The organism is Pseudescherichia sp. AS216, assembly GCF_037152055.1.
Lineage (GTDB): Bacteria > Pseudomonadota > Gammaproteobacteria > Enterobacterales > Enterobacteriaceae > Pseudescherichia.
Genome location: NZ_JBBCMV010000004.1, coordinates 291266 through 315230, shown reverse-complemented (window position 1 = coordinate 315230; position 23965 = coordinate 291266). Strand labels below are relative to the sequence as shown.

The 23965-nt window shown below is 54.7% G+C and carries 23 protein-coding genes and 1 pseudogene; 9 read left to right on the top strand and 15 right to left on the bottom strand.

Features of this window, described 5'->3' with window-relative positions:
- The first annotated feature begins 122 nt into the window (after window positions 1-122).
- Window positions 123-1133: an alcohol dehydrogenase AdhP gene (gene adhP, locus WFN61_RS14365; protein WP_144815695.1), complete on the top strand. Its 1011-nt coding sequence runs from the start codon at window positions 123-125 to the stop codon at window positions 1131-1133.
- A gap of 125 nt (window positions 1134-1258) precedes the next feature.
- Here adhP and glgX read toward each other — a convergent pair whose 3' ends face one another.
- The 3 genes from glgX to treZ all read right to left on the bottom strand — a co-directional run bounded on the left by glgX (window position 1259) and on the right by treZ (window position 7750).
- Window positions 1259-3334, bottom strand: coding sequence for a glycogen debranching protein GlgX (glgX, locus tag WFN61_RS14360; RefSeq protein WP_337038845.1), 2076 nt, complete (start codon window positions 3332-3334; stop codon window positions 1259-1261).
- Between the two features lie 97 nt (window positions 3335-3431).
- The gene (gene treY / locus WFN61_RS14355; RefSeq protein WP_337038844.1) at window positions 3432-5966 is read right to left on the bottom strand and encodes a malto-oligosyltrehalose synthase; all 2535 of its coding nucleotides are present in this window, start codon (window positions 5964-5966) and stop codon (window positions 3432-3434) included.
- A complete protein-coding gene (gene treZ, locus WFN61_RS14350; protein WP_337038843.1) occupies window positions 5963-7750 on the bottom strand; it encodes a malto-oligosyltrehalose trehalohydrolase in 1788 nt (595 codons plus the stop codon). Before treZ ends, treY begins: the two co-directional genes overlap by 4 nt.
- 339 nt (window positions 7751-8089) lie before the next feature.
- Between treZ and WFN61_RS14345 the strand changes: the two genes are divergently transcribed.
- From WFN61_RS14345 to WFN61_RS14335, 3 genes are all read left to right on the top strand, one after another.
- Window positions 8090-8344: a hypothetical protein gene (locus tag WFN61_RS14345; protein WP_337038842.1), complete on the top strand. Its 255-nt coding sequence runs from the start codon at window positions 8090-8092 to the stop codon at window positions 8342-8344.
- Between the two features lie 98 nt (window positions 8345-8442).
- Window positions 8443-8730: a hypothetical protein gene (locus tag WFN61_RS14340; protein WP_337038841.1), complete on the top strand. Its 288-nt coding sequence runs from the start codon at window positions 8443-8445 to the stop codon at window positions 8728-8730.
- Between the two features lie 164 nt (window positions 8731-8894).
- Window positions 8895-9107 carry a hypothetical protein gene (locus WFN61_RS14335; RefSeq protein ID WP_257757592.1) on the top strand — a complete coding sequence of 71 codons (213 nt, stop codon included), beginning with the start codon at window positions 8895-8897 and terminating at the stop codon, window positions 9105-9107.
- A 48-nt stretch (window positions 9108-9155) separates the two neighbouring features.
- Here the strand turns inward: WFN61_RS14335 and WFN61_RS14330 are convergent, their stop codons facing one another.
- From WFN61_RS14330 to WFN61_RS14315, 4 genes are all read right to left on the bottom strand, one after another.
- The gene (locus tag WFN61_RS14330; protein WP_257757593.1) at window positions 9156-9404 is read right to left on the bottom strand and encodes a biofilm development regulator YmgB/AriR family protein; all 249 of its coding nucleotides are present in this window, start codon (window positions 9402-9404) and stop codon (window positions 9156-9158) included.
- Window positions 9405-9549: 145 nt separating this feature from the next.
- Window positions 9550-11205, bottom strand: coding sequence for an ABC transporter permease (locus WFN61_RS14325; RefSeq protein WP_337038840.1), 1656 nt, complete (start codon window positions 11203-11205; stop codon window positions 9550-9552).
- Between the two features lie 39 nt (window positions 11206-11244).
- Window positions 11245-12171 (bottom strand): ABC transporter substrate-binding protein, encoded by a 927-nt coding sequence (locus tag WFN61_RS14320; RefSeq protein WP_436880899.1) that lies wholly within the window; start codon window positions 12169-12171, stop codon window positions 11245-11247.
- Between the two features lie 38 nt (window positions 12172-12209).
- Window positions 12210-12926: an ABC transporter ATP-binding protein gene (locus WFN61_RS14315; protein ID WP_337038839.1), complete on the bottom strand. Its 717-nt coding sequence runs from the start codon at window positions 12924-12926 to the stop codon at window positions 12210-12212.
- Between the two features lie 227 nt (window positions 12927-13153).
- On the opposite strand from WFN61_RS14315, the gene WFN61_RS14310 reads away from it, so the two are divergent.
- Both WFN61_RS14310 and WFN61_RS14305 read left to right on the top strand, forming a co-directional pair.
- Window positions 13154-13729 (top strand): flavin reductase family protein, encoded by a 576-nt coding sequence (locus tag WFN61_RS14310; protein ID WP_222887658.1) that lies wholly within the window; start codon window positions 13154-13156, stop codon window positions 13727-13729.
- Window positions 13730-14040: 311 nt separating this feature from the next.
- Window positions 14041-14862 carry a DUF4225 domain-containing protein gene (locus WFN61_RS14305; protein ID WP_337038838.1) on the top strand — a complete coding sequence of 274 codons (822 nt, stop codon included), beginning with the start codon at window positions 14041-14043 and terminating at the stop codon, window positions 14860-14862.
- Here the strand turns inward: WFN61_RS14305 and WFN61_RS14300 are convergent.
- On the bottom strand, window positions 14859-15167 hold the full coding sequence (locus WFN61_RS14300; RefSeq protein ID WP_337038837.1) for a hypothetical protein: 309 nt from the start codon (window positions 15165-15167) through the stop codon (window positions 14859-14861). The genes WFN61_RS14305 and WFN61_RS14300 overlap by 4 nt on opposite strands.
- 197 nt (window positions 15168-15364) lie before the next feature.
- Here WFN61_RS14300 and WFN61_RS14295 point away from each other — a divergent pair, with 197 nt between their 5' ends.
- Window positions 15365-15811 carry a DUF943 family protein gene (locus WFN61_RS14295; protein WP_337038836.1) on the top strand — a complete coding sequence of 149 codons (447 nt, stop codon included), beginning with the start codon at window positions 15365-15367 and terminating at the stop codon, window positions 15809-15811.
- An 18-nt stretch (window positions 15812-15829) separates the two neighbouring features.
- Complete coding sequence (locus tag WFN61_RS14290) at window positions 15830-16219, top strand: DUF943 family protein (protein ID WP_312282315.1); 390 nt, start codon at window positions 15830-15832, stop codon at window positions 16217-16219.
- Window positions 16220-16280: 61 nt separating this feature from the next.
- Here WFN61_RS14290 and pptA read toward each other — a convergent pair whose 3' ends face one another.
- From pptA to WFN61_RS14275, 3 genes are read right to left on the bottom strand one after another with little or no spacing between them, the layout of a single operon-like run.
- Window positions 16281-16511, bottom strand: coding sequence for a tautomerase PptA (gene pptA, locus WFN61_RS14285; protein WP_312235770.1), 231 nt, complete (start codon window positions 16509-16511; stop codon window positions 16281-16283).
- 37 nt (window positions 16512-16548) lie between these two features.
- Entirely contained in the window at window positions 16549-17022 is a 474-nt protein-coding gene (locus tag WFN61_RS14280) for a GNAT family N-acetyltransferase (RefSeq protein WP_222887671.1), read from the bottom strand.
- A 19-nt stretch (window positions 17023-17041) separates the two neighbouring features.
- The gene (locus WFN61_RS14275) at window positions 17042-18061 is read right to left on the bottom strand and encodes a LacI family DNA-binding transcriptional regulator (protein WP_436880898.1); all 1020 of its coding nucleotides are present in this window, start codon (window positions 18059-18061) and stop codon (window positions 17042-17044) included.
- A gap of 192 nt (window positions 18062-18253) precedes the next feature.
- Here WFN61_RS14275 and WFN61_RS14270 point away from each other — a divergent pair, with 192 nt between their 5' ends.
- Window positions 18254-19450, top strand: a complete 1197-nt coding sequence (locus WFN61_RS14270; RefSeq protein WP_337038835.1) for an L-talarate/galactarate dehydratase — start codon at window positions 18254-18256, stop codon at window positions 19448-19450.
- A 7-nt stretch (window positions 19451-19457) separates the two neighbouring features.
- On the opposite strand, the gene WFN61_RS14265 is transcribed toward WFN61_RS14270, so the two are convergent.
- The 4 genes and pseudogenes from WFN61_RS14265 to WFN61_RS14250 form a co-directional block, all read right to left on the bottom strand.
- Complete coding sequence (locus WFN61_RS14265) at window positions 19458-20231, bottom strand: amino acid ABC transporter ATP-binding protein (protein ID WP_337038834.1); 774 nt, start codon at window positions 20229-20231, stop codon at window positions 19458-19460.
- On the bottom strand, window positions 20215-21144 hold the full coding sequence (locus tag WFN61_RS14260) for an amino acid ABC transporter permease (RefSeq protein ID WP_337038833.1): 930 nt from the start codon (window positions 21142-21144) through the stop codon (window positions 20215-20217). The genes WFN61_RS14265 and WFN61_RS14260 overlap by 17 nt, the downstream gene beginning before the upstream one ends.
- 9 nt (window positions 21145-21153) lie before the next feature.
- On the bottom strand, window positions 21154-21660 hold the full coding sequence (locus tag WFN61_RS14255; RefSeq protein ID WP_257757606.1) for a GNAT family N-acetyltransferase: 507 nt from the start codon (window positions 21658-21660) through the stop codon (window positions 21154-21156).
- Between the two features lie 10 nt (window positions 21661-21670).
- Window positions 21671-23939, bottom strand: a pseudogene (locus tag WFN61_RS14250) (NtaA/DmoA family FMN-dependent monooxygenase).
- Window positions 23940-23965: the final 26 nt, after the last annotated feature.

The window sequence follows — 23965 nt, the reverse complement described above, 5'->3', positions numbered from 1 at the left end:
TGCAGGATGTGTCTGCGAGGTTGCAAGTTTTCCAGAAGTCATTAATCCTTAAGGAGTAATTTCGTTCACTTCTCACGCGTTACGTTATGCATTAATCAACTGCATACCTTCAGGAGATAACAATGAAAGCAGCTGTTGTCACTCACGATCATCAAGTAGAGATCACCGAAAAGACCTTACGCCCGCTTCGCCATGGCGAGGCGCGGTTAAAGATGGAGTGCTGTGGAGTTTGCCATACCGATCTTCACGTAAAGAATGGCGATTTCGGTGACAAAACCGGCGTCATTTTGGGCCATGAAGGCATTGGCGTGGTAGAGGAAGTCGGGCCTGGCGTCACGTCGCTGAAGCCAGGCGATCGCGCCAGCGTAGCCTGGTTCTATGAAGGCTGCGGACACTGCGAATACTGTAACAGCGGTAATGAAACCCTCTGTCGTGAGGTTAAAAACGCGGGCTATAGCGTTGATGGGGGTATGGCTGAAGGCTGCATCGTCGTAGCAGACTATGCGGTGAAAGTGCCTGATGGTCTCGATCCCGCCGCCGCCAGCAGTATTACCTGCGCCGGCGTAACGACCTATAAGTCGATCAAGATCTCTCATATCAAACCCGGCCAGTGGATTGCAATCTACGGTCTTGGCGGCCTCGGCAACCTGGCGATGCAGTATGCGAAGAACGTCTTTAACGCCAAAGTGATCGCTATCGACGTCAATGATGAGCAGCTCAGCCTGGCGTCAGAGATGGGTGCTGACCTGACCATTAACTCCCGTAACGAAGACGCGGCGCAGATCATTCAGCAGAAAACCGGCGGCGCACATGCGGCGGTGGTCACCGCTGTCGCCAAAGCGGCATTCAACTCCGCCGTCGATGCGGTGCGGGCCGGTGGCCGCGTGGTTGCCGTTGGCCTGCCGCCGGAGTCCATGAGTCTCGATATCCCGCGCCTGGTGCTGGACGGTATTCAGGTCGTCGGTTCGCTGGTGGGCACCCGTCAGGATCTGACCGAAGCCTTCCAGTTCGCCGCCGAGGGCAAAGTGGTGCCGAAAGTCGCCTCTCGCCCGCTGGAGGATATCAACGCCATCTTCCATGAAATGGAGCAAGGCAAGATCCGCGGTCGTATGGTGATCGATTTCCGTCATTAATTACCGGGGAGTGGAACGCCCTGTTCAACCCGGAACATCCAGACGCAAAAACGGCTCTGCTGAGTGTGAAAGCAGAGCCGTTTATTATCGATCCGCGCCTGAGTAAGCGCTGTTAGCTATTTACCCTATGGCCTTCTGAACAGCGCGATGCTGCGCCCTTCCAGAGTAAAGTCCGTTTCACTATCGATAACGATACCGTGGGACTCTTTATCAAAGGTCGTGAGCTCCAGAACCCAACCGCTCTCCCCTGGCTGCGGAATACGGAACGGCATGCTCTCTTCAAACGGGTTCAGCAGCATCAGCACGTCGTGCCAGATCCCCTCTTCGGGTATTAAATCCGGGCGGCTGATGTAGACCACCAGGGCCGATCCCTCATGCCAGTGCTCAGGCTGCTGGATCCCCCCTTCGGCGTTGAACCACTCGATGAGCAGACCATCGCGCCAGCTTTCGCGGCGTAGCAAGGGTTGCTCCGCACGCAGCTTGATAAGTTTGCGGGTAAACTCGCGCAGCGCTTCGCTGGAGGGCGGGAGATCGTCCCAGTGAACCCAGGAGATCTCGCTGTCCTGACAGTAGCCGTTGTTGTTACCCATTTGGCTACGGCCAAACTCGTCCCCGGCCAGTAGCATTGGCGTACCATGGGATAAGAACAGCGTGGCGAGGAAGTTACGTTTCTGCCGCTCGCGGACCGCGTTAATGTTCTCTTCGTCGGTAGGACCTTCCGCCCCGTAGTTGTAAGAGCGGTTATCGTTATGACCGTCGTTGTTATCCTCGCCGTTCTCTTCGTTGTGCTTCTCGTTATACGAAACCAGATCGTTAAGCGTGAAGCCGTCGTGGGCGGTGATGAAGTTAACGCTCGACCAGGGGCGACGGCCACGGATGTCGTAGAGATCGCCAGAGCCCAGCAGGCGGGAGGCAAAATCCTGGGCGACGTTGTCGCCTTTCCAGTACTCACGTACCGTGTCACGATACTTATCGTTCCACTCTGCCCAGCCCGGCGGGAACCCACCTACCTGATAGCCACCCGGCCCGATATCCCAGGGTTCACCAATCAGCTTGAGTTTAGAGAGCACCGGATCCTGCGTGATGGCATCAAAGAAGCCACCGCGCTGGTCAAAGCCTTCCGGCTCACGCCCCAGAATGGTACCCAGATCGAAGCGGAAGCCGTCGATATGCATCGATTCTGCCCAGTAGCGCAGAGAGTCCATCACCATCTGCAGCACGCGCGGATGGGAGGTGTTTACCGTATTCCCTGTACCGGTGTCGTTGATGTAGTAGCGGTGCTGATCGGGCATGGTGCGATAGTAAGAGAAGTTATCGATACCCTTAAACGACAGCGTTGGCCCCAGCTCGTTACCTTCCGCCGTGTGGTTGTAGACCACGTCGAGGATCACCTCGATACCTGCGTCATGGAATGCGCGCACCATATCGCGGAAGCCCTGAATGCCTTTCGGCCCAAAGTAGCGAGAGGCTGGCGCAAAGAAGCCAAGCGTATTGTAGCCCCAGAAGTTTTTCAGCCCACGATCCAGGAGATGCTGATCGTCCGGGAACCAGTGAATCGGCAGCAGCTCCACCGACGTAATGCCGAGGTTTTTGATGTAGTCCACGGTCGCTTTGTGGCCCATCCCCTCGAAGTTACCGCGCAGCGCCTGCGGCAGCGCCGAGTTAAGCTGGGTAAACCCTTTCACATGGGTTTCATAGATAATTGCCTGTGACCACGGAATGTTCGGGCGGTTATTGTCCTGCCAGTCAAACTCATTGGGGTTAACGACCCGGCATTTCGGCATAAACGGCGCGCTGTCGCGTTCATCAAAGGTCAGGTCCTTATCCTCGTGCAGCATGTCGTAAGCGAAATGCGCTTCGTTCCACTCCACATCGCCTACCAGCTCACGGGCGTAGGGATCGATAACCAGCTTGTTGGGGTTAAAGCGATGACCGTTTTCCGGATCGAAGGGACCGTGCACGCGGAAACCATACAGTGCACCCGGTTGCAGGCCGGGCACGTAACCGTGCCAGATCTCGTGGGTATACTCCGGCAGGTCCAGGCGGCCGATCTCGTGCTTGCCGCTCGGGTCATAAAGGCACAGCTCCACGCGCTCTGCATGCGCCGAGAAAAGGGCAAAGTTAACACCCTCGCCATCGTAGTTTGCGCCGAGAAGGTGATAATCCCCCGGCAAAATTTGGTATGTATTATGGTGTGTCATTCATTCTTCTCCATAGAATGTGGGCTTCTAAGAGCACATTCCTTTAGGCAGTAGGCAACCAGGCGCGATTGAGCGCGGCAAAAATTCAGGTGAATACTTATTCAGCCAGCAAGATTTGCGGTACATCGCCGATAATTTGCATTAAATCAATCTGTTCATTCAGGGAGAACGTTTCTCCACTGAGAATGTTGCGGTAGCGGCGGCCTGCCAGCGATTCAGGGAGCGCAATAGTGGTATCGGTAAACCATGCTGTTTCCGCATCGTCAGGCAGCCGCAGCGCCAGACGCGGAGCGATAACAATAAGCGCATCGCCGCCGCGGATCCGGGTACTGACCCGGGCGTAAGCGATAACGTGATCCGCTCGCTCGCCCGTTACCGTCAGCGGCAGATAATCACCATAGCGGAACAGCGCAGGTTTTTGCTGACGCAGGCGCAGGGTTTTGGCAATAACCTGCTGCTTCAGGAAACCGCTTTGCCAGCTCTCTTCGGTAACGATGACGGGTTGGTCATCCTCAGGCAGCTGCTGGGTCAGGGTGGCGAAATCCGGCTCGCGACGGTTATCGGGATCGACAAGGCTAAAGTTAAGCGCCTCGCTGCCCTGGTAGATATCCGGCACACCCGGCGCGGTAAGTTTGATAGCGGTCTGGGTCAAGCTGTTAACCAGTCCGGCGCGAATAAACGGCTGAAGCGAACTTACGAAATCCTGTAAGAAGACCTGATTGTCCGGCGAAAGCAGGTGTCGAGCATAGTCGAGCATCGCTTTCTCAAACGGATCGTTATTGTCCACCCAGTCGGTGCGCAGCTTCGCTTCCCGTAACGCCTTTTCAACGAAGTCCAGGAAGCGATCTTCCAGCGCCTTTAGCCCTGCCGCATCGTTGGGCTGCAGCGTCACGGGCCACACGCCCGCCAGCGCCTGGTACAGCATCCACTTCCCAGCGGGCTTCGGTGCCGGACCATCTTCAAGCTCGACCACTTTATGCTGGTTAATTTCCCGCCAGCGACCGACGCATACCGCCCAGCGCGACGGGGCTTCCGTCAGTGTATAGAGGCGCGCACGCGTGTCTTCCCCGCGTTTAGTATCATGAGTCGAGGTGCTGGAAAGCGCATCAGGCTGCTTCTCCAGACGGGTTTTCATCTCAGCGTGGAAACGATCCAGAGAGAACATGCGCGGCAACGGCTCGGCACCGACCTCATTAAGCGCCAGGCCCATGTTCTGGCGGAAGAAGAGCGTATCCTCCACGGATTTTGCCATCAGCGGGCCGGTGAGCTGTTGGAATCGGGTGCGGAACAGAGATGCTTTATCCGATGCCGCACTCGACAGCAAACCCGCAAGAATTTGGGTAATAAAGTCGAGCGCCTCGGGATCCGGTGCATTGTCGCTGGCTTTAACCTTGGTCACTATTTTATGCAGCAGCTCAGCATCTGCAGGCGGCAGGCCCTCTTGTGTTCCGTAGGTACGATAGACCGGGAAGGCAACAAGCAGCTCGCGTAAAGCGGCATGCATTGTCGCTTGCTCTGTTACAAACCCCTCCACTTCCGCAAGGCCGAGCGCCAGCTTCAGCAAGGTGGTAAATTCACCCTCGAAGTTGCGGTCAACCATCAGCAGCTTGGCCGAACGCAGTTCGGCCCGCATATCCACTTGCCTCTCCATGGTCTTGTCGTAGGCTTTGCGCAGCGCGGCAAGCCGATCGTCATCGACCAGGGCGTCCGAGAGCGCGGCAATAAATTCGTACCCGGTAGTGCCCGATACTGGCCAGTCGTCCGGCAGATGCTCGCCTTTGCCGAGGATCTTCTCAACGGTCAGGTAGCAGTCAGCGCCGGCCTCCTGGCGCAGGCGTCTCAGATAGCCTTTGGGATCGGCAAGGCCATCTACATGGTCAACCCGCAGGCCATCTACCGCCCCGCTGCGCACCAGATCCAGGATCAGGCGGTGGCTATCGTCAAAGACGGCTTCATCTTCAACCCGAACCCCAACGAGGCCGGTAATTTCAAAAAAGCGACGATAGGAGAGATCGCGCGGCGCATCTCGCCACGTCATCAATCGATAAGGCTGTTGCTCGTGTAGCGCAATAAGCTCGGCTTTATCCGTGAGATTCAGCACCTCATCTTCACGCCCCTGATAGCTCTCCGGGCAAAGCGGATAGAAGCTCTCAAAGTAGGCAAAGGCAGGTTTACCTGTTTTAGGATCGGCCTGCAGACGAATATCGCCCTTCTCCAGCTCGGCCTCAAAGGTATCCCCGAGGAACGGCAGGGTCAGGCGACGCGACCAGTCGATATCGAAATAGCGGGCATAGCGGCTCTGTTCACCGTGTTCAATGACGTCGCGCCACCATGCGTTCTCCAGCGAGGCCGCCATATGGTTCGGAACGATATCCAGAATCAGGCCAAGGCCGGCCTCTTTCAAGGCAGCTACCATGCGGTCAAAACCCTCGCGGCCGCCAATGGCGGGCTCGATCTCGTTGGCATCCGTGACGTCATAGCCATGGGTTGAGTCGGCGGTGGCGGTAAAGATCGGTGAGGCATAAAGGTGGCTGATGCCCAGCTGCTGCAAATAAGGCACAAGGGCAGCGGCGCGGTCAAAGGTCATGCCGTTACGAAATTGGATACGGTAAGTCGCGGTTGGGATCTTCACTTTGCTTCTCCTGATGCAAGGCGAACAACAATGGAGTTCTGCGGCAGTTCATCTACCGCATTCGGCCAGGCAAAAACGGTTTCGCCGGGTAATTCCGGCAGCGTCTGATGACGCTCGCCAATATTCAACGCCAGAGAGAGCGTTCCCTGCGGGAATGTCCAGCTCACGGCAAGGAATCCTTCGTCTGTTTTAACTACCCGGCCAGAATTGCCCCCGGCGGTAGCCAACAGCGGCACGATCTTCTGCTGGCGCAGACGCAGCAGCGCTCGGGTCAGCTCCAGCCAGGCGCGCCCTTCGTGGCTTTCGAGTTTGTGCCAATCCAGCTTCGACTGCATAAAGGTGCTCTCGGCGTTCGGATCGGGCACGCTGTCACCGTCGTAGCCATTATGCCCGGCAAACTCTTTCGCGCGCCCTTCACGTACGGCTTTAGCGAGATCGCCATGGAAATCGGTAAAGAACAGGAATGGATTGTTCTCTCCGTACTCCTCTCCCATAAACAGCAGCGGGATATGCGGAGACAGAAGCAGCGCGGCGAGCAGCACCCTGGTACGCTCGACGCCAGCCAGGGAGATCAGTCTCTCACCGTGCGCACGGTTGCCGGTCTGGTCGTGGTTCTGCAGAAAGTCCACGAACGCCACCGGCGGCTGCCCGGTGCTGTCCACGCCGCGAGCCTCTCCTGAGTGCGGGGACACCTCTCCCTGATAGGCAAACCCTTCTGCCAGCGCACGTGCGACATATTTCTCCGGCTGGTCGGCAAAATCTTCATAGTAGGCGTGGGTTTCGCCAGTAGCAAAAACGTGTACGGCATTGTGGAAATCATCGTTCCATTCGCCGCTGAACAGCGGCGTCGAACCCTCTTCATCACGCGGATGCAGGAAAATGACGTTCCGGCAATCTTCCGTCGTCAGGTGTGCAGGTCGGTCGGTAATCTCAGCCCGAATGCGCTCGGCAATCTCCATCAGGATATGCTTCTCAGCGCTGTCATCAATCTGATCGATGGCATCAAAGCGTAACCCGTCGAGGTTAAACTCTTTCAGCCAGTAGAGCGGCGCTTCGGCAATATAGCGACGAGTGGCATCGACATCATAGGCAATGCCCGGCCCCCAGGGCGTCATGCGCTCCTTGTGGAAGAACTCTGGCGACAGCAGCGGCAAATAGTTGCCCTCTGGGCCGAAATGATTCAGCACAATGTCGAGCACCACCGAGATGCCGTAGCCGTGCGCGGCATCGACAAAGGCTTTGAAATCGTCCGGCGTACCGTAGGCGGAGTGCGGCGCGTAAAGCAGCACGCCGTCATAGCCCCAGCCCCGGTTGCCACCAAACTGCGATACGGGCAAGATCTCAACAGCGGTAATTCCTATATCCGCCAGGTAAGGCAACTTCTCAATGGCGGCCTGGAAGGTCCCTTCTGGGGTAAAGGTGCCAACATGCAGCTCATAGAAAACGGTCTCTTCCCAGGGACGCCCTTGCCACTGCGTGTTTTGCCAGCGATAGCTTTCTGGATTGATAACCAGCGAAGGGCCATTGACATCGGCCTTTTGCCCCCGGGACGCCGGGTCCGGCAGAGCGGTACCATCAGCCAGAACGTAGTGATATTCCGTACCAGGGGAGATATCGGTAGCGGAAAATTCGAACCAGCCTTCCCCGGCCGGGTTCATCTTAAATTCCTTGCCTGAAAGCCTGAGCGTAATGCTCTCCTGACCGCTCGCCCACACACGAAAACGCACTGTGTCAGCGGCCACGAACTCGGCCCCCCAGCTTTTAAGAAAAGATCTGGACTCCATGCAGATACCTCAATAAACGCAGACGTGACGAAAGGGTGTAAAACGGTATTCGGGTTGCTACCTCTCCTGACCGTATGTAAATAAAATCATAGCCTATGCTGTAAAAAGTGATGTGGAGTTCTACTTAAGGAAGGTTTATGTTCAATCACAAACTTGATATATCCTATATTAATAAACAGCTTACATTTTACCCCTTGTATGAGTAGGGTAAAAAAATATCAGTTTTCTTTTCTTTTACCGTTTCTTATCGATATTATTAGGCAACAAAATAAACGGGCTGAGGCGGACAGATAAAGCCCCTCATCAAGTGCGTGATTAAACGGGTACCGGAAACGCAACATGTGCGAGAACGATGTAAAAGCGACACAGAGTAACGATATCAATACGGGCGTGTGTGTAGTCATGCAGGATATGCCTTCACGAGAAGAGACGCTGGGAGATATCGTCATCGCTCTGTTGCGTGCTGGTCAAATTATCAGCAGAAGAACGATCTGTTTGAAACTGGTTGCGCGCATCGAGGCTGAAAATAGTCCCCTTATGCAGGCGCATCTCAGCGATTTAATGCGTTTGATTCTGCGTAATAATCATTTCTGACGGGCGAAACGCGTAATATACCTATCTATCTCTGGCATAAGCGGGCATACTGCTAGAATGATATGAAGTCCAGCGCCAAATAAATACTGTGAGGCTCAATGAGCAAAAATGATAAGGAAAGGCTGGTAGATAAAGTGATGGGTGAAGCCGTAATGTCGCTTCTTGAGGCTGATGACAACGTCTCTTTCGATGCCCTTCTCAGTCAGTTGCAGGAGAGTCTCCATGATGAAAATGACCATGGCAGACGTGAAGCTTTTCGTACGGCCATCAATGGGGTACATCAGTTCAGAATGCTTCCCGACAGCGGTTCCAGCCCCTCCCGATCCTTAAAGCTCCACAGACGCGACGCTGTTCTTAGTCACCCTACTATTGTTTATAAACATTAGCTTCAGTCAGTAATACCTGTTTAATCGGTACGGTTAACAGGTTTTTTGCTGTTTTACCCTTCTAATCAGACTTGCTTTAAGCATGTTCCCCCAAATGCTCTCTGTGAATTTGATCTTGGCGACTTAGCCTGGAAGACAAACCCCCTTCTGCATTGAGAGTGCAATTGAACGAAGATGAACACGTTTTACTTGAAAATATTCAAGAGGTCATTGGTGAGGCGGCAACCTGGCTGATGAATTCACGTCTGCCGGTAAATGCGGACAATCTTATGATGGTACTACGCGCCCGTAGTGTGATGGTAAAAGAGAAGCAGCAGCTAAGCATTCTGGAAAGCTGTATTCGCTACCTTAGGGCCCGTCTGGTAAAACCTTTATAAGTCAACGCCTGTATCCTGACTAAGCGATACGGGGCGTTTTAAATAACATTACAAATCGTCTGGTGTTTTCTGGACGATGAGTTCAAGCGCGTTGCGATAGACATCGAGCTTGATTACATCATCTTCTGTTTCAAGCAGCCTGATAAGGGCCAGAATCATATTTTTATTGTTCACCTCAATACGATTACTTTTGAGATTCTGAGCGAGTCCCCTAATAAGAGTACGTTCGGCTTCAAAAGCATGACTACCCTGATCAAACCAGGTGTTGAGCGTGTCTTCAGTTGTTGCGCTGTGCATCAATATGCCTTTAAATTTAAGTTACTGGCCTCTCTACGTATCGAGAGAAAATACTTACCGCGATAAACGTAGACGGCAATGCTTTCCTCCGCAATAGTCACCCTTGCGATTGGCGATAATTTGAACGCTTTTGCGTGATTTATTATCAGCCGCGTCCCTTACGCTGCATGATTGCCAGCGCGGTAAGCATAAGAAGCAGCCCGGTGAGCAGCGTTAAGGTCGCCATCGCCATTCCCTGCCCGACCGATCCCTGTTCAAACTGCCGCCAGATAAAGACCGCCACGGTTTGCGTGCCGGCTGGTGAGAGCAGCAGCGAGGTGACCAGCTCGCGGGACGCGATAGCAAATACCATTAGCATCGCGGCCAGCATAGCTGGAAAGACCAGCGGCATGACGATAAAGCGCAGCGCCTGAAGCGCACTTGCACCATGAACCCGCGCGGCCGGCTCCAGATTGCCACCCAGCTGGCGTAGCGCGCTGGTGATATAGCGCACCGGCCAGGGCATCAGCAGGCAGCAGTATGACAGCAGCAGGATCGCCCAGGTATTGTAGGGCGAAACCGGCCAGAAGGTGCGGTTCCACAGCAGAATCAGCCCTACACCAACGACAATGCCCGGCAGCGCCGCAGGCAGTAGCGACAGGGCATCCAGCACGCTGCGGCCTTTTATCTGCCTGACCACAACCAGCCACGAAATCAGCAGGCCAAGGAGACCGGTGATCAGCGACGCGCCGAGCGCCAGCGACAGGCTGGTGCCCAACGCCGACAGCGCATCCCCCTGCTGGGAGAAGAGCGCTAAATAGTGCTGAGGCGTCACGTTATTCCAGGCCAGTCCGCCTGACAGCGTCGACATCACACCGGTCACCGCCATGGATAATCCCGGCAGTCCAACCGCCAAAAATCCGGTTAAGGCCATTACCGTCACCACCGGAACGACGGCGATGCCCAGCGTGGCCCCCATGTTCTCCGTTGGCTTGCCGGTCACGCTGGTCACCTCTTTATCCCCTACCAGGCGTCGCTGTAACCACCATCCAGTTAAGGCAATGACAATCAGCACCATCGAGAGCAGCGACGCGCCGGGCAGATCAATTGGCCAGTCGGCGAGTTTCTTCTCGATACCCACCGTCATCATCACTACCCCTGAGCGCGTTCCCAGCGCCGCCGGAACGCCATACTCCTCAATGGCCAGGGTAAGGGCTAACAGCATCCCCGCTGCCAGGGCGGGCGCGACCATGGGCAGCGTGATATGCCAAAATGCCCGCCACGCCGTCGCGCCATGTACTCGCGCAACCAGCGCCAGCCGCTGTCCGCTAGCGAGCAGGCTGCGTGAGACGGCAAAATAGACCACCGGAAAAATATTCAGGGTCATGACCAGCACAATGCCGCTGCGGCTGAAAAGCAGATTGTTAAGGTCGATACCGGTCAGCTGATCGAGATAACCATTGCTCTGTAAGACCAGCATCCAGGAGAGCGCGGCAATATAGGGCGGGGTCAGAAACGGGATGAGAAAGATAAGATCCCACAGCCTGGGTACGGGAAGATTGAATAATCCGCGCATTACGCCGAGCGGCAGACCAATCAGAGCGCTCAACAGCGCGACGCCTGCGGCAATCCATAGCGTTCCCCCCAGCATAGCGGGCAGCTGCGGATCCTGAAACTGCGGGGCAATCCCCGTTAACGCCCCGCTCAACGAGCCGGCGCTAAACTGCGGAAAAATGGCCTGTAGAATAATAAATAGCAACGGCAGCGCGACCAGGATCGCCAGCAGCGCCACGGTAGTGAGGGTAATTAATCTCTGTTTCACAACGGCTATCCTGAAAGCGGGGTTGCCCCCGCCGGGTGATTACTGCGCGAAAAGGGTATTAAAGCGTTTCAACACATCGCTGCGCTCGCTGTTGCCGTCGTTGGTGGTCGGCAGGATTTTTAGGTCGTTTAGCAGAGGGCGCTTAGCGGTAACGTCAGTGCGGGCCGGCATCAGCCAGGCATCGGCGACCAACGCCTGCCCTTCTGGCGAGAGCACATAGTCAACAAAAGCTTTAGCATCGTCAGCATGCTGCGTGGTTTTCAGGATCATCATCGGGCGTGGGGCAATCACCGTCCCGCTCGCCGGGAAGATCACCTTCAGCGACTCACCCTGGGCGATATTGCCGTAAGAGACATAGTCCACCGCACCAAACACGGCGGCTTTCGCCCCCTGCATGACCGGCGTTACCGCCTGGGCGTTAGGGCCGCTGACCACCATACCGTTCTGCTTCAGCTGCTCAAACAGTTTCCACGCCGCATCACCCATGCCGTTTTGCAGGCCAATCAGCAGATCGAGAGATGCACCAGAGAGCGCCGGGTCAGGCGTGGTGATTTTATCTTTAAAGTCTGTGGCGGTGAGATCCTGCCACTCTTTTGGCTCAGGCGTACCGCTTTTGCTATTCCAGACGATACCCAATGCCGAAATACCCTGAGCAACATAGTCGCTGGTTTTGAGGTTAGCAGGCACCTTTTCTGCATTCTGGCTCTGATACGGCAGCAGCCAACCACGATTGTGCAGATCTTCCGCCGTATCCCATGACGCAGAGATAAGAATATCGGCCTGTGGATTAGCCTGCTCGGCCTCCAGGCGCGCCATTACCTTCCCGGTCGTAGCCTGAAAGATGTTGACCTTGACGCCGGTTTTCTTCTCATAGCCTGCCGCGAGGCCTTTAGCCAGCGACCCAGGACCTGCGGTATAGACAGTCAGCGCCTGCGCGCTTGAGACGCTGATAGCAGACAATGCCATAGTTAATGCAACTCCTTTTATTACAGACGACACTGCTTTTATGATAATGCTCCATTGTATGTTGTAACTAAAGTATTCGTAATTAAATCAGATGCCGCCACGCGACCGGCGGAGAGATGCACAATACGGTCGGCAATCAACTCTGCTTCCCGGCGATCGTGGGTAACGTAGACCGCAGTGGTTCCGGACTGGCGCAGGATCCGTGACATCTCCAGGCTCAGCGACTCTCGCAGCTCACTGTCGAGATTGGAGAGCGGCTCATCAAAGAGCAGAACCCGAGGCTGGGCGACGATGGCGCGTGCGAGGGCCACCCTCTGCTGCTGTCCGCCGGAGAGCCCTGACGGTTTCCGTTCGGCAAAGTCCGACAGCCCTACCCTTGCCAGGGCTTCGGCGACGCGGAGATCACGTTCGGCACGCGGCAGGTTACGCATTTTGAGGGGAAAGGCGACGTTCTGCGCCACGGACATATGTGGCCACAGCGCATAGTCCTGAAAGACCATGCCGATATCGCGAGCCTCTGGCGGCAGCGCCCAGCCTGCCTTTGCGACCTGTCGTTCACCGAACCAGATCTCCCCTTCCGCAGGGTGCGTCAGCCCGGCCAGCAGGCGTAAAAGCGTGCTTTTTCCGCAGCCAGAGGGTCCGAGCAGGGCCACGATGCTGCCGGGTTCAATATGCAGATCGATCTGATGAAGAACGGTATGGTCGGCAAAAGCGTACGAAACACCTTCGAGACGAATACGGGTCAGTGCGTGCATTATCGCCCTCCTGCTACAGGAAGCCGACAACGCCCCGTCGCCAAATGCAGACGGGCCGCACTCACCTGTACAAAAGACAGGGGAGCAAACATATTGTTATCCTCTTTGGGACTTAGTTGCTGGCGACTATAGGCAGGCTTTGTTACATCGAGATGACGCATTTATTGCGGCTTGATTTAATCCGTCATGCAGCCTTTAATGCAGCAAGGTCACTAGAAGGAGTCACAATGCGCTATTTCCGCCCCGTTGCGCTGGAGCACGCCAGCCGTCTGCTAAACCACGGCCCAACCGTCCTGATCACCAGTCGGGACGACCAGATCGATCGCCGCAACATTATGGCGGCTGCGTGGTCGATGCCGGTGGAGTTCTCCCCGCCGCGTATTGCCATCGTGATCGATAAGAGCGCCTGGTCGCGAGAGCTGATTGAGCGCAGCGGCATGTTTGGCATCGTGGTTCCCGGCGTTGCGGCCAAAAACTGGACCTATGCGGTAGGGAGCGTCACCGGGCGGGATGAAGATAAATTTAACTGTTACGGTATCCCAGCTATCTCAGGTCCGGTGTTAGGCCTGCCGGTGGTTGAGGAGCGCTGCCTGGCATGGATGGAGTGTCGTCTGCTGCCGGCCACCGCCGCGCAGGAGAAATACGATACCCTGTTTGGCGAGGTAGTCGCCGCTGCGGCCGACGAACGCGCATTTATTAACGGACGCTGGCAGTTTGATGATGACAAACTCAATACCCTGCACCACCTGGGCGGCGGAACCTTTGTCACCAGCGGCAGGCAGATGAGCGTTAACGATAAGTAGAGAAGTGCTCCCTGCCGTTAGCGGTGGGGAGATAAGGCAACGTTTTGTAGTCCGGCTTTATGCTAATCTCTTTTCATTACGGGTTAATTTACGTACCTCATGTCTGAATCTTTCACCAATGAATTATATTCTTGCATTTTTTTACATTTTTAAGGTTTAGCCTTCTTAAAGACGAATCAGGCTCACAAACGCCCCCTTTCATTAAATGAACGCAGTGAAGATTACAGGTTGCTGTTAAATGGTGAACTATTGCGCAAGTTCATCAGAGTTGTATGATGTTTTTCTGTCAATTTAATATATAGGGCACGGAAATGGATGCAGCTTTACTTAACATGATACGTTCAGGGAGAAACAGGAACTGGGCGGAAACAATGGTTAACCTCGAAGCCAGAAAGCTAATTAATACAGCCAATACGTTGTCCTCTTTCCATCTTAAAGATGGTTTAACCCGGCTAAAGTTCGTCCAGGAAATAAAAGATTTTATTGAACTACAATTTGCAGCGGCTCGCCGTGCGAAATCAGATGCAGAGTGCATGGTTTGCATTAAAAATCTCCGAGCAGAAAATGAGAACCTTCAACTACAAGATAAAATGCTGCGTATTAAGACAGCAAAACTTTATGCAAAAGTAGAGTTTGTCAGGGAAAATAATAAAGTAGTGGGTTATGTCATTTCTGCTGTACAGGTTATTATTTCTGGATTTGCTATTGTAGGTGGCGCGCTAATGATATCGACCATGACTCCTCTTGGTGTATTGTCAGGTGCCATTCTTGTTATAGATGGTGTTAATGGACTATCAAAAGAAATTATTCCTCGTTTATATGGAGAGCAACAAAAAACAGAGGGTATATTTGCTGATGGTACAATTGTAGCCGCTAAATTCATGGGATTTAAACCTGAGTCTGGACTTGCTTTTTATAACACAATTACATTAACCGCAAATATTTATAGCATTTGGGGTTTGTCAACGAAACCCGCAGCATGGAGGCTATTTAGATGGTTACCCATGGATTACTATAGAGAGATAGACACAATAAGCCGCCCAAAATTAACAATGAAAATAATAGGGTATGGTGTAAAGGCAAAAGTCATATTTGATTTACTTGATGTCGACAGCAGTAACACTAGTTTTTAATTCTGGAGCCAGTAACGCCAAGATTTATACGCCAGGATTGGTGGCTGAATAAAAGTAACTATAGCTATTGTTATCAATAGAGAAAAACCGCCACCAACAATCATTGGCTCTGAGGAGAATAAAAAAAGGAAAAGAAAAATGCAAAAGCACCCTGAAATAATCCATAAAAGAACTCTAAATCTATTTCTCAAGTCATGAATAGCTTCTTCAAGTGTGCCACCATAAATTTCAATATTATTTTTAATTTTTTGTAGTTCTGCATGGGTAAACCCTGCCCTTAAAAGCGCCTCTTCACTGACCTTCATAACCTCTTCCCCCTGCGCGCTAAGAATCTCCATATTTTACAACAAGTATACATGAAGCGCACCCGAAAATTATACTTATTTGTAAGTTATCAGAGCAACGAAAAATCAGCCCTTGCAGTAGGCTCCCATTAAGGATTTTCCATTGCAAATATTGATAATCAAGATATAATATTTATCTACGCAGAAGGTTTTAGACAATGAAAAAAATCATATTCCTGTCCCTTATCAGCATTGTATTAGTAGGTTTTTATCTTTGGCATGAAAATAGCGCCGTAAATATTATAGCTATTCACCAAAATAAATACACGGCAGCAATACTTGTTGATCGACTACCTTTAACTGAGATGTCTCGTATAGAGTGGTGGGTGGGTAATCGAAAAGAAATTGAGGGTAAATACCGTATAGCATCATTCAAAAATGGCGGCCCTGACTATATAACAATATATAAATTTGGCGATGGCTATAAAAAAGAAGGAAAGAAAGATCGGCTATGCTTTGATGACATGGATACGGAAACTAACTGCATCGACAAAGATATCTTAATGACTATAAGCCGAACCAGAGAGGGATTAGAGAGGTTTACTTTCTCAGACTCAAGTTATGTTATCTCTGGTGATGGAGTTATTAAACCCGAACTTAAATAAGATAAACAGGAATCGCTGATGCGTGCGCTGACTATTGCTGTTCTGACGATAATGCTAGGTTGCATCTCCTATTATTTTTTTAGCGATCAAAAGGTTACAGTAGTAAACGGTTATTATGACGGTAGCACTGCACGGATTATCGTAGATTCTCTGCCCTTCACAGATGCGAAAAAAATTGACTGGTGGCAGCATAATCAGGATCAAATTAGAAGTAAGTATCATATTCCTACTGGCGCTCAAGGTCCGTTTCTCATAACGATATACGCCTTTGGTGAAGGGTATCAAGAGGAAGGTAAAGAAGATCGGCTCTGTTTTCCCAATGTTGAACCTCCCAGTAACTGCATTGATAAGAATATACTGATGACGATCTGGCGTACCCGGGAGGGCGGCATCAAGTATAATATTTAATCTAGGCGGGAAAACAACAGCACCCCATGCTTACCCTGCCCCGAAGGGCAGGAGGCACAAACTACATGCTGTAGCCCGGCTTTTTGATCAGTTTTTCCATCTGCGGAGCGATCTCTGTGTCCCACACCTGGGCTTTCCAGTCCTCAGGCTGAACCTGGCTCAGGGCAACGCTCACAGAATCGTCTTTGCTGTTGAGATGACGGACAATTGCAGCGGTAATATCGTCCGCCAGCGCCGTTTTCTGCTCTTCGCTCAGATCGCGGGGGAAACATTTAATATCGATATGCGGCATAGCAAACTCCTCGTTTATTTAGCGTCTGTCCGGGTTGTTAGCCCAGTACTTTATTCATATTGATGCCGGTTACGTTAAAACCGTTATTCTCATAGACTCGTCTGGCCTGCGGATTTCCAGCAGCCACCCGCAGTTTAATCTGCTTACAGCCCTCTTCCACCAGGCGCAGTTCAAGCTGCTTCATGGCCGCGCTGCCAAAACCTTTTCCCCGGAACGCGGGGAAAAGATAGAAGTCATTGATAAAGGCTGAATGCAGCTGCGGATCCGGCTTGTACCAGAGGTAGCCAATATGATTTTCTTTCTCAGCGTCGTTAAGAACAATACACAGTAGTATCTGCCCCGCACTCTTCTCGCCGTCGGGGAAACTGGCTTCCAGCTCGCGACGCGCCTGCGCAAGGGCATCTTCCTCAGAGAGCAGATAGTTACTGACAATCTCGGCAGCATAATCCGGGATAAAATAGTCAACAAAGGCCTGAAATTCATGCCGGGATGGGGATCGAAACGTTATCACTTACCCTCCTGTAATCTGTTTAAGCCGACTCGCGTTCAATAAGCGTAAAGCCAACGTCCAGAATAACATTATCAGGCTCAATGCCCTCGATGCGATCGGCAAGCAGCGTCGCGGCGCGCAGGCCTATCTCGTGACGGTCGACGCTAACGGTGGTAATAGCGGGTCGATTGGAAGCGGCAAAATCGAGATCGCCGAAACCGACGACGGCCAGATCCTGCGGCACCCGCAGTCCCCGACTTTCGGCCTCCATAATCGCTCCCTGAGCAAGGGTATCGGAGCTGCACACCACCACGTCACACTCTCCCTGCGTTAGCAATGCCCCTAGCCCTTCCCGGCCCAGCGCTAGCCTGGCGGGAAGCGGCACATCAACCTGTAACGGCGCAGGAAAACCGTACAATGTTAGCGCTTCACATAACCCTGCCTTACGCTGCTGGGCGCGGCGATCTTCAGCCCAGATCAGCCCTGGACGGGTGTAACCTTTGCGCTGTAAAAAGTGCCCCAGCGCCTGGCCCACTTTTTCATGGGAGAAACCCACCAGCATATCGAGCGGCGTTGGGGTTGAATCCCATATCTCCACCACCGGCACGCTGGCGTTAAGCACGATCTTTTTCAGCTCCGCCGAGTGGTGAATACCGGTTAATACCATTCCGTCCGGACGGCGCGACAGCAGCGCTGCTACCAGTTCGGCTTCGGTCTGCGGCGTGTAGCCCGACATGCAGAGCAGCATATGGTAGCCCCGCGCCGCCAGCGCATCGTTAAGGGACTGAATAGTGTCGACGAACATGCTGTTATTGATCTGCGGTACCACAACGGCAACCAGTTTGCTGCGTCGGGTAGCCAGCCCCCCTGCCAGCGCATTGGGAATATAGCCGGTAGCCTTAACGGCACTCATTACCCGCTCAACTGTTTCAGGCCGTACCCGCTCTGGCGTGTTAATTGCCCGGCTGACGGTCATTGACGACAAGCCGGCGACGCGGGCAACGTCATCCAGGGTGGGGGCCCGGGGCGGCTGCGGGCGAGAGATCTTAGGCGTGGTCACGCAGTATCAACCTGTTCTAAAAAGCATTTCTGCCATTATTCATCAAGCGGCGCGCTTAATCCACACGCTATTGTGTCCCAGGCGGGCAGAAACTGTGATCGACTGTACAAATTATCCACTCCCCTCTAGCAGCGGCCTGATGGTTGCACTATAAATGTTAGCGCAAACATTTTATAACCTATGGAGAGTGCGATGACCTCTGGCGCAAATTCTGATTCAGTCACCTATGCCAAAGCAGAAGGTGTCAAAACGGCAGCGGAAACCGGCGATCGTATTGAGTGGGTGAAGCTCTCCCTTGCCTTCCTGCCGCTGGCGACGCCGGTGAGCGATGCCAAAGTGCTTACCGGTCGACAAAAGCCGCTGACCGAAGTGGCGATTATCGTGGCGGAGATCCGCTCCCACGACGGTTTCGAAGGCGTGGGCTTTAGCTACTCCAAGCGCGCCGGCGGCCAGGGGATCTACGCCCATGCCAAAGAGATTGCCGATAACCTGCTGGGTGAAGATCCTAACGATATCGATAAGATCTACAGCAAGCTGCTGTGGGCGGGAGCATCTGTCGGCCGCAGCGGCATGGCGGTGCAGGCCATCTCCCCTTTCGATATCGCCCTGTGGGATATGAAAGCCAAACGCGCGGGCCTGCCGCTGGCGAAGCTGCTTGGCTCCCATCGCGACTCGGTGAAGTGCTACAACACCTCCGGCGGCTTCCTGCACACCCCGCTGGATCAGGTGCTGAAAAACGTGACCATATCCAGAGAGAACGGCATTGGCGGCATTAAGCTGAAGGTCGGCCAGCCCAATACAGCCGAGGATCTCCGTCGCCTCACTGCCGTACGCGAGGCGCTGGGAGACGATTTCCCGCTGATGGTGGATGCTAACCAACAGTGGGATCGCGAAACCGCCATCCGCATGGGACGTAAAATGGAGCAGTTCAACCTGATCTGGATCGAAGAGCCGCTCGATGCCTATGACGTCGAGGGCCACGCCCAGCTTGCCGCCGCGCTGGATACGCCCATTGCGACTGGCGAGATGCTGACCAGCTTCCGCGAGCATGAACAGCTGATCCTCGGCAACGCCAGCGATTTCGTCCAGCCCGATGCGCCACGGGTTGGCGGCATCTCGCCGTTCCTGAAGATTATGGATCTGGCAGCGAAGCACGGGCGCAAGCTGGCTCCGCACTTCGCGATGGAGGTCCATCTCCACCTCGCGGCGGCCTACCCGCTGGAGCCGTGGCTAGAGCACTTTGAGTGGCTGAACCCGCTGTTTAACGAGCAGCTTGAGCTGCGGGATGGCCGGATGTACGTCTCCGACCGTCATGGCCTTGGCTTTACGTTAAGCGAGCAGGCGCGGCGCTGGACGCAGCAGACCGTTGAGTTTGGCAAGCGGCCATAGTGTTTTTTTACAGCACTTTTGACAAAAACTGTTGGGTGCGGGAATGCTGCGGGCGGTTTAACACCGCCTCGCTGCTGCCCTGCTCGACGATCTTACCATCCACCATAAAGACCACCGTGTCCGCCACTTCGCGGGCAAAGCCGATCTCATGGGTAACGACCACCAGCGTGGTGCCGGAACGGGCCAGGGTTTTGATGACGTCAAGCACCTCGCCCACCAGCTCAGGATCGAGGGCCGAGGTGGGCTCATCGAACAGCATAACGCGTGGACGCAGCGCCAACGCGCGGGCAATGGCGATACGCTGCTGCTGACCGCCGGAGAGATGGCGCGACCAGGCGTCGGCCTTATTGCGCAGGCCGACGACGTCCAGCAGTTCGTAAGCCCGCTCAACGGCGGCTTTGCGGCTGAGCTGCTTATGGGCGATGGGCGCTTCAATCAGATTTTCCAGCACCGTCAGATGCGGAAAGAGATTGAAATTCTGGAAGACGTAGCCGACGTTGATGCGCTGGCGCAGGATCTCTTTCTCTTTCAGCTCGTAGAGCCGGTCGCCTTCCCGACGATAGCCAATGTACTCTCCGTCGATCTGGATAAAGCCTTCGTCTACTCGTTCAAGATGGTTGATGGCGCGCAGCAGCGTCGATTTACCCGAGCCGGAGGGACCAAGGATCACCGTTACCGATCCGGGGGGCAGCTCCAGCGAGATGCCGTCCAGCGCCTTGTGGCGACCAAAATATTTGCTGACGCCGGTAATCGAGATATGACCATTATGAGAGGTGGGCATGGACAGGCTCCTGAGCGGTGACGTGGGTTGCGGAAGAGGAGACCCGAGAAACACGCGGCGCGGCGTTGATGGCCGAACGGCGCTCGCTGCGGGCCAGGGCGCGCTCGACGAGGTACTGAATGATTGACAACACGCTGGTGATCGCCAGATACCAGACCGCGCCGACCATCAGGAGAGGGATCACCTCCTGGGTACGGTTGTAGATCATCTGAATGGTGTAGAACAGCTCCGGCATTGCCAGCACGTAGACCATCGCCGTTCCCTTGGCGAGGCTGATGATCTCGTTAAAGCCCGACGGCAGAATGGTGCGTAGCGCCTGGGGCAAGATGATGCGCAGGGTGCGCCGCCACGCCGGTAGACCGAGGGCGGCAGCGGCCTCGTACTGACCGTGATCGACGCCCAAAAATCCGCCGCGAATAATCTCAGCGGTGTAGGCGCTTTGAACCAGCGTCAGCCCCACCACCGCCGTTGAGAACTGACCCAGCACGTTGATGGTCTCAAACTGCCCCCAGCTAATGGCGGTAAAGGGAATACCGATGGTCAGCGTGTCGTAGAGATAGGAGAAGTTGTAGAGAATAATCAGCACCACAATCAGCGGCAGGGAGCGGAACAGCCAGATATAGCCCCAGGCGAGGCTGCTCAACAGCCAGGAGGATGACAGACGCGCCAGCGCCAGCAGACCACCGATAAGCACGCTGAGTACCGTCCCCAGCAGGGTGAGCAGCAGCGTCTGGCCTACGCCATACAGGATCGTCGGATCGAAAAACCAGCGGGCAAACACGTGCCACTCCCAGCGCGGATTAAAGGCAACGGACTGAACCACTATCGCCAGCACAAACAGCGCGACAAACGCGCCTACGGTGCGCAGCGGATAGCGGGCGGGGATCACTTTAATAGTTTCAGGTGTGGTCATCTTTTTTCCTCAGGCTGAGTGGCGCAGAGCAACGTCCAGCGTTTTGGTAAAGCGCAGCCGTCCGTCATAGGGCGGCAGGCTGTACTCCTCTGGATCGCGGTGCAGATCGAAGTGGGCTTCATACCCCAGGCTCAGGTAGAGCTTGACCGCCTCCGGCTGACGAAAACCGGTGGTAAGAAAGATCCGCCGATAGCCAGCGAGAGAGGCCCTCTGCTCCAGGGCCTGCATCATACGCCCGGCCAGGCCCTGCTGACGCAGGGTGCGCTGGGTCCAGATACGCTTGATCTCCGCCGTCTGCGCATCGAATGGCTTGTAGGCCCCGGTGGCAATAATCTCCCCGTCGCGCTCAAGAACTAAAAACAGTCCCTGCGGCGGCAGATACCATTCGTTGAGCTCCACCTCCGCGTCTTTGGCGAAGTAGTCCCCATAGCGGGCGGCGTATTCACCAAACAGCCCCTCGATAATCGGTTGCAGCTCGGGGGCATCCATTGGGACATCACGAAAGCGTTCGCGCATGGCTCTCTCCTCAGTCACCCAGACCTTCCGGATTAATTTCCGATGTGGAGATGCGCTCCACCCCTTCGCCCCAGCGGGCCAGCACCTTGTCGTAGTCGCCGCTTTGGATTGCACCATTAAGCGCGGTCTGCACCGGCTCCACCAGTCCACTGCCTTTTTTCAGCGTTACCGCAATGTGCGCCGCCTTTGGCCAGCCGCCGTCAACGCTTCCCACCAGCCTGGTCCTGTTCGTTAGCGCAGCCTTCCACGCGCCGATAACGTTCGGCCCGAAAAAGGCGTCGGCACGGCCGGACTGGATCGCCAGCGTCTGGGCGGCATCATCCTTGGTATAGACCGGCGTAAACGGCTTTAGCCCCTTCTGTTGATTGGCCTTGTCCCACGCCAGCAAGATCGCCTCCTGGTTGGTTCCCGATCCCACAATGATCCGCAGCCCGGCGATATCTTCGGCTTTCTCAATGGATTTAATCGAACTGGTCGACTTCACATAGAAGCCCAGCGAATCTTTGCGGTAGGTAGCGAAGTCGAACTTCTCTTTACGCTCCTTGGTGACGGTAATATTGCTGATGGCGGCGTCATACTTGCCGGACGAGACGCCCAGGGGCCAATCCTCCCACGAGGTCGGCACGACGTTAAGCTCAAGGCCAAGGCTATCCGCCACCAGCCGGGCAATATCGACCTCGCTGCCCAGCAGCGTTTTATTGTCATCGGAGAAGACCGTTAGCGGAGGAGAATTCAACGCCGCCACCGCCACGGTAAACTTGCCCGGCTGGGCGAAGCGGTAGCCCTTTGGCAGCTCCGCCACCGCCTGGGCATTTTTGGCGGTATTAATGGGTGCTTTGTTGGCCTCAAGACTCACGCCGGTGCCGTTAATGGTGACGCTGTCAGCCCACGCCAGCGGCGTAAAGGCAAGCGAAATGGCCAGAAGTAGCGTTGATTTCTGCATAGCGTATTCTCTTATTAAATTATTATTTTATAAATTGATTATCAGGCGCGGATAAACCCAGCGTCTCGCGCAGCGTGGTGCCCGGATAGTCGGTGCGGAACACTCCCCGCGCCTGAAGGAGTGGCACTACCCGATCCACAACGTGGGCAAAGCTCTCCGGCGTACCGCCCTGGATGATAAATCCGTCGGCGGCCCGCTCTTCAAACCAGCGCTGGAGACCATCGGCCACCTGCTCCGGGGTGCCGGCAAAGCGCGGCCGCGGCGAGGCGCTCTCCAGCGCTACCTGGCGCAGGGTCAGATTCCGCGCCCGGGCGTTACGTTTGATCTCATCGGTCGTGCTGCGAAAGCTGTTCTGCCCCAAATCCCCCACGTCCGGGAAAGGCTCATCGAGGGGATACTGGCTAAAATCATGGTGCTCGAAGTAGCGGCCAAGGTAGTTCAGGGCATCGTTTATCGATACCAGCGCGGCGGTGGTCTGATACTGCGCCTCGACGTCGGCGTCGTTATCCCCGACGATGATGCTCACTCCCTGGAATATCTTGAGATCGTCAGGCTGGCGATGGTTAGCCTCCAGCTGCTGCTTAACGTCGCGATAGAAGGCTTTGGCCTCCTCCAGCTTGTCATGGTGGGTAAAAATGGCGTCGGCGTGGCGGGCGGCAAGCTTTTTGCCATCGTCTGAGGCCCCGGCCTGGAAAATAATGGGACGATGCTGCGGCGTACGACCAATATTGAGCGGCCCGGCGACCTGGAAAAACGTCCCGCTGTGGTTGAGCGTATGCAGCTTTTGCGGATCGAAAAACTGCCCGCTCTCTTTGTTACGCACAAAGGCGTCCTCCTCCCAGGAGTCCCACAGCCCTTTCACTACCTGCAGGTACTCATCGGCAATGCGGTAGCGCAGCGCGTGCTCCGGGTGCTTGTCCCGTGAGAAGTTTTTCGCCGAGCCCTCCAGCGGCGAGGTCACAACGTTCCACCCTGCCCGGCCATTGCTAAGGTGATCGAGGCTGGCAAACTGGCGCGCGACGGTAAACGGCTCGCTGTAGGAAGTAGAGAGCGTTCCCACCAGCCCAAGGTGGGTGGTCAGGCTGGCCAGCGCGGAGAGCACCGTTAGCGGCTCGAAGCGGTTCAGGAAATGCGGAATTGATCTCTCATTAATGTACAGGCCGTCGGCGACGAACAGGAAGTCCAGCTTCCCCTGTTCAGCTTTACGCGCGGTCTCTTTTACAAACTCAAAGTTGATGCTGGCATCTGCCACCGCTGCCGGATGGCGCCAGGCAGACATATTTCCCGCTGCGCCCTGCAAAATCGTGCCCAGCCGTAACTGTCGTGTCGTCGCCAGTTTTTCAGTCGCCATAAATGATCCTT

What these genes read in the sequence shown, in the direction of transcription:
- WFN61_RS14320 (WP_436880899.1), bottom strand. Translation starts at nt 12,171, where the DNA reads ATGGCATTGTCTGCTATCAGCGTCTCAAGCGCGCAGGCGCTGACTGTC.
- WFN61_RS14305 (WP_337038838.1), top strand. Translation starts at nt 14,041, where the DNA reads ATGGATGCAGCTTTACTTAACATGATACGTTCAGGGAGAAACAGGAAC.
- WFN61_RS14290 (WP_312282315.1), top strand. Translation starts at nt 15,830, where the DNA reads ATGCGTGCGCTGACTATTGCTGTTCTGACGATAATGCTAGGTTGCATC.
- WFN61_RS14345 (WP_337038842.1), top strand. Translation starts at nt 8,090, where the DNA reads ATGTGCGAGAACGATGTAAAAGCGACACAGAGTAACGATATCAATACG.
- treZ (WP_337038843.1), bottom strand. Translation starts at nt 7,750, where the DNA reads ATGGAGTCCAGATCTTTTCTTAAAAGCTGGGGGGCCGAGTTCGTGGCC.
- WFN61_RS14270 (WP_337038835.1), top strand. Translation starts at nt 18,254, where the DNA reads ATGACCTCTGGCGCAAATTCTGATTCAGTCACCTATGCCAAAGCAGAA.
- adhP (WP_144815695.1), top strand. Translation starts at nt 123, where the DNA reads ATGAAAGCAGCTGTTGTCACTCACGATCATCAAGTAGAGATCACCGAA.
- WFN61_RS14260 (WP_337038833.1), bottom strand. Translation starts at nt 21,144, where the DNA reads ATGACCACACCTGAAACTATTAAAGTGATCCCCGCCCGCTATCCGCTG.
- WFN61_RS14300 (WP_337038837.1), bottom strand. Translation starts at nt 15,167, where the DNA reads ATGAAGGTCAGTGAAGAGGCGCTTTTAAGGGCAGGGTTTACCCATGCA.
- WFN61_RS14340 (WP_337038841.1), top strand. Translation starts at nt 8,443, where the DNA reads ATGAGCAAAAATGATAAGGAAAGGCTGGTAGATAAAGTGATGGGTGAA.
- WFN61_RS14295 (WP_337038836.1), top strand. Translation starts at nt 15,365, where the DNA reads ATGAAAAAAATCATATTCCTGTCCCTTATCAGCATTGTATTAGTAGGT.
- pptA (WP_312235770.1), bottom strand. Translation starts at nt 16,511, where the DNA reads ATGCCGCATATCGATATTAAATGTTTCCCCCGCGATCTGAGCGAAGAG.
- glgX (WP_337038845.1), bottom strand. Translation starts at nt 3,334, where the DNA reads ATGACACACCATAATACATACCAAATTTTGCCGGGGGATTATCACCTT.
- WFN61_RS14330 (WP_257757593.1), bottom strand. Translation starts at nt 9,404, where the DNA reads ATGCACAGCGCAACAACTGAAGACACGCTCAACACCTGGTTTGATCAG.
- WFN61_RS14310 (WP_222887658.1), top strand. Translation starts at nt 13,154, where the DNA reads ATGCGCTATTTCCGCCCCGTTGCGCTGGAGCACGCCAGCCGTCTGCTA.
- WFN61_RS14315 (WP_337038839.1), bottom strand. Translation starts at nt 12,926, where the DNA reads ATGCACGCACTGACCCGTATTCGTCTCGAAGGTGTTTCGTACGCTTTT.
- WFN61_RS14255 (WP_257757606.1), bottom strand. Translation starts at nt 21,660, where the DNA reads ATGCGCGAACGCTTTCGTGATGTCCCAATGGATGCCCCCGAGCTGCAA.
- WFN61_RS14265 (WP_337038834.1), bottom strand. Translation starts at nt 20,231, where the DNA reads ATGCCCACCTCTCATAATGGTCATATCTCGATTACCGGCGTCAGCAAA.